The sequence below is a fragment of the Candidatus Thermoplasmatota archaeon genome, from assembly GCA_035540375.1.
Lineage (GTDB): Archaea > Thermoplasmatota > SW-10-69-26 > JACQPN01 > JAJPHT01 > DATLGO01.
The window spans coordinates 1-3,812 of record DATLGO010000062.1; the positions used below are offsets into that span (position 1 = coordinate 1).

At 71.7% G+C, this 3,812-nt stretch carries 3 protein-coding genes; 1 reads left to right on the plus strand and 2 read right to left on the minus strand.

Going from position 1 to position 3,812, the window contains the following annotated elements; translation table 11 throughout:
• Positions 1–178: 178 nt before the first annotated feature.
• Positions 179–2,014, plus strand: coding sequence for a hypothetical protein (locus VM889_07500; GenBank protein HVL48384.1), 1,836 nt, complete (start codon positions 179–181; stop codon positions 2,012–2,014).
• Between the two features lie 101 nt (positions 2,015–2,115).
• On the opposite strand, the gene VM889_07505 is transcribed toward VM889_07500, so the two are convergent.
• Together VM889_07505 and VM889_07510 are read right to left on the minus strand one after the other, a co-directional pair.
• A complete protein-coding gene (locus VM889_07505) occupies positions 2,116–2,304 on the minus strand; it encodes a hypothetical protein (protein HVL48385.1) in 189 nt (62 codons plus the stop codon).
• Positions 2,305–2,409: 105 nt separating this feature from the next.
• Positions 2,410–3,471, minus strand: a complete 1,062-nt coding sequence (locus VM889_07510) for a hypothetical protein (protein ID HVL48386.1) — start codon at positions 3,469–3,471, stop codon at positions 2,410–2,412.
• Positions 3,472–3,812 lie beyond the last annotated feature (341 nt).

A 3,812-nucleotide genomic window follows, 5' to 3' on the forward strand; every position in this document is an offset into this window, starting at 1 on the left:
CATGCTTCTCACGCTCCGCGCGGGGGTGCTTCCCGGTTCGTCGAGGGGCGCGGGGGCGCGGCGTCACAGTCGGCAACGACCCTGACATGGCAAGGGGATCGGCCCCCGTCGGGGCCGACGGGGACCCGGAGCGGTTAAGACCCGCCCGCCTTACTTTCGGGCGAGGAGGCTTCCGACCGTGCGTGCGACCTTCCGTTCCTGGCTTCTGGCCCTCATGGCCATCGTCCTCGTCAGCCCCGCTTCCGTCCTCGCGAACACGGGGGCGGTCCGCTTCGAGGCGGAGGAGGACGGCCGCCTCCAGCTCGATGGCCGGGGGCAGGCGAACTGCGTCGCCGAGGCCGTCGCAAACGCGCCGACGGGCCTGTGCGCGTCGGAGCCCACCGAATTCGAGGTCTTCGCGGGCAAGCCGGGCGAGGGCTTCCGGATCCTGGACGCGTTCGTCGCCGTCGCGGGCGTCTCGAAGCCCGAGGAGACGCTCGCGAACTTCCTTGCCGAACCCACCGATGCGTTGAGCCCGCTGCGGGACTACAACTACGGCATGAACCACGAGCGCGTCACGGACGGCCTCGCGCCCGCCCTCATTCCCCCCGGCCAGGCCTGGGTCCGGGCGTGGTACGGCCAATGGAGCGATCTCGACGGGGACGGCATCATCCGCATCTCGGCCGACATGGTGTCCGCGACCGAATCGCGCAACCTGCCGGAGGGCGACCCGGGCCGCACGTTCCGCTGGAAGGCCGACAACGAATGGGCGCCCATTCCCGGCGCGATCCCCTACGTCTACATCGAGCCCGGCAGCCACCCGGTCGTCACGAAATCCAACCGGCCCGACGAGAACCAGCCCGACATCACGCTCGAGTATCGCGGCGGCGTCGAGCGGGGCGGAACCGGGAACCAGTTCGACTACAGCATCTCCGGCGGCGGCTTCATCCTCTGGGTCGACGGAAGCCTGCTCCAAAGCATGGAGATGACGACCATCTCGGCCGCCATCCTCCGCCCGAGCGAGGACGGCCGATTCCCCTTCACGCCCCGGGAAGGCTCCCTCATCGACATCGACGTCTACGCGACGGTCGCGCCAGCGCCGGTCGCGAGCCTCTACGCCCTCGCCGCGCCCACGGTCAACGCCATCGGGAGCCCCAGCGTCGGCAGCTGCCCCGAGCAGTGCCGCGTCTCTCCGTCCCTCCTCTCGGACACGCCTGCGGCGGCGGTGGTCGGCCCCCTGCTCAAGCCGCTCTACGCTCCCTATCCGCGCGAATGGGCGGACGGCAGCGGCTCGACGGCAAGCGGCCGCCACGCCGATTACCTGAATGACTACCACGGCTGGATCGACCTGCTCCCGATGTCGGCGATCCCGTTCAATGCGGCTTCCCCGCGCGGGACCCCCCTTGTCGGTCGCCAGGGCGACGACCCGGCGTCCGCGCCGGGCTATCTGGGCTTCGAGGCGTGGACCGGCGTGTGGAAGGACCGCAACGCCGACGGTTTCGTCGGCGACGCGGGCGACGACCCCTACCGCGGCGGAACCCGGCCGCTCCCGGACAACTACGAGGCGTCCAGGGCCGAGTTCTTCGGCGCTTATCCCGTCGACCCGAGCGTGCCGGGCGCGCGACGACAGACCTTCAACGTCACGGTGCGTCCCCTCGACGTGTGGCCCGCGGGGGGCGTCTTCCTCGCGAACACCACGCACGGCCTCCCGATCCCGCACCACTTCCCGCAGGGCTGCTCGGCCGGTACGCCGAAGCCGTCGCCGTTGGAGAGCTATCCCTTCTGCGTGCGCGTCAGGTCCGTGGACGAATACTACGCCGCCGGCGGGACGAGCACGCCCCTCGTGATGCGGGCGTCGATCGACAGCGCGCTCGGACGCTACACGAGCGTGCACTTCCTCCTCATGCCGCTCGGGTCGCAGGGCACGGCGGTCGAGCTGTGCACGGAGCGCCTGCAGCTTCCGGACAACATCGAGGGCCTCGCCGCGGGCGAATGGCTCGAGGATTGCGACGTGCTCCAAGAATGGAGCCCGTGAAGGACAAGAAAGGACGGACCCGATCCGGCGCCGGGGCGCGGGGGGCAGAATCCGGGTAGGCAGGGTCGCCCCGGACGCCGGAGGGGTGGTGCTCGTGCGGTTCAGGCCTTGCGGAGGTACGGCATGCCCGTGCGCGTCGAGACGTCGACGGTGTAGCCGGCCGGGAGGTCCGTCGGCATGCCGCTTGCGGGCTTGTTCTTCGCGAAGTAGAAGATCCGCTGGGTCACGCCGGACGTTCGAAGCTTGACTTCACGCGTGTAGAGGCTCCACGATCCGAAGGTGTAGGCCATTATTGCATCCCGCCCCCACGAAAGCGTGCGGGCATCATGACGACTGCGATTTGCTTCGCAATGGAAAGGGAGATATCCCACTTCCCCTGGGCGCCCGGAGGGCGCTCAGCAGCGGACGGCGGGTTTCTCCGGGGGAATCCCCTGGGTCGTGACCTGGACGAGGATCGCGTAATCGCTCGCGGCCGAGGGCTCCACGAGCGCGAGCTCGACGCGGTGGTCGCCCTTCACGGTCGACGGGACCTCGAGGACGCGCGCGCTCGGGCCGGGGCCGGTCGGCATCGATTCCGCGATCTTCTCGCCGCCCGGCGCGTGGACCGCGACCCGCACGGAGCCCGCGGGGACGCTGTGGCCCGCGCACACGTAGATGCGGATCCCCGACCCGGGCTCGGCAACGGGGATCGCGTGCGAGGTCTTCGCGTTCGTCACGGTCAGCGTGCCGTCGTGCTTGCCCTCGTGCGTCATCATGTGCTTCGGACGCTGGCCGACGCCCGGCACCTCGCTCGCGTTCGCGGGGCCCGCGGCCTCGACGGCGCCCGTTTCGGCGTGGAGGCGCGCGAAGGCGGCGCCGCCCGCGGCCCCCGTCGCGAAGACGCTCCAGCGCGGGGCGCCGCGGTCGTCCTCGCCCTCGTCGATCTCGAGGTGCAGGAGGAACGCGGGCTTCGAGAGCGCCGCGAGGGCGTCCGCGAAACGCGCGTCGCCGCGGGCCTTCTGCACCGCATCGTCGCTGTCGAGGAGCTTCGCGAGATCGAGCCGCGGCGGGACCGCGACGACGCCGGGCGGCGTGCCGTGGCCGCTCGGCCGCGTCGGCTCGTGCGTTTCGACCTCGACGGCGGCGCGCGTGCGCGCGGGGACCGTGAAGACGCCCGCCGCGCCGTCGGGCGTGAGGAAGAGGTAGACCCAGAACGGCGCGCGGCCGTTGCCGGGCGCGGGGTCGAGGAAGAGGTCGCCCGCGCGCGGGAAGTCTGCGTAGTCGCTGCGGTTCACGGCCTCCACCGCGGAAGCCGCGACCAGGAACGCGTCGGAGCGCCACGCCTGGGCCGCGGACTCGGCGGCCGGGGCGAGCTCCTGCGCCGTCGCCTCCTCGCTCGCGCCGAACGGAAGGCCCGCGCACCCGCCGAGGGGGAGGGCGACGAGGACGAGGAAAAGGACCCGGCGGGGCGCGCGCATGGCACCGGGCGAGACTCTCGCGGGCATTAAGACGTTCGGTGGGGCGTCCGCGACGATGGGCCCCCGACCGTATCATTTCCGGTGGAAGTCGGGACTTCCCCCCACCCGTAGTCGAAGAACGTTCATGGAGGCGGGGCGTGGTGGTCCCTCGCGGGCGCGCCCCGAACCAGCCTCGCGCGCTCGTTCTCCTAGAGAGGGTGCACTCGCCTGGGGGCCATCGCCGCAGACGGTCCCCAGGCTCACGCTCATCGCGGCCGCCATGTCGCGGCCGAGGTCGCGCCGCTCGGGACCGACCCCGGACCCGGACCCGGACCCGGTCCCGGTCCCGGTCCCGGTCCCGG

What these genes read in the sequence shown, in the direction of transcription:
- VM889_07505 (HVL48385.1), bottom strand. Translation starts at nt 2,304, where the DNA reads ATGGCCTACACCTTCGGATCGTGGAGCCTCTACACGCGTGAAGTCAAG.
- VM889_07510 (HVL48386.1), bottom strand. Translation starts at nt 3,471, where the DNA reads ATGCGCGCGCCCCGCCGGGTCCTTTTCCTCGTCCTCGTCGCCCTCCCC.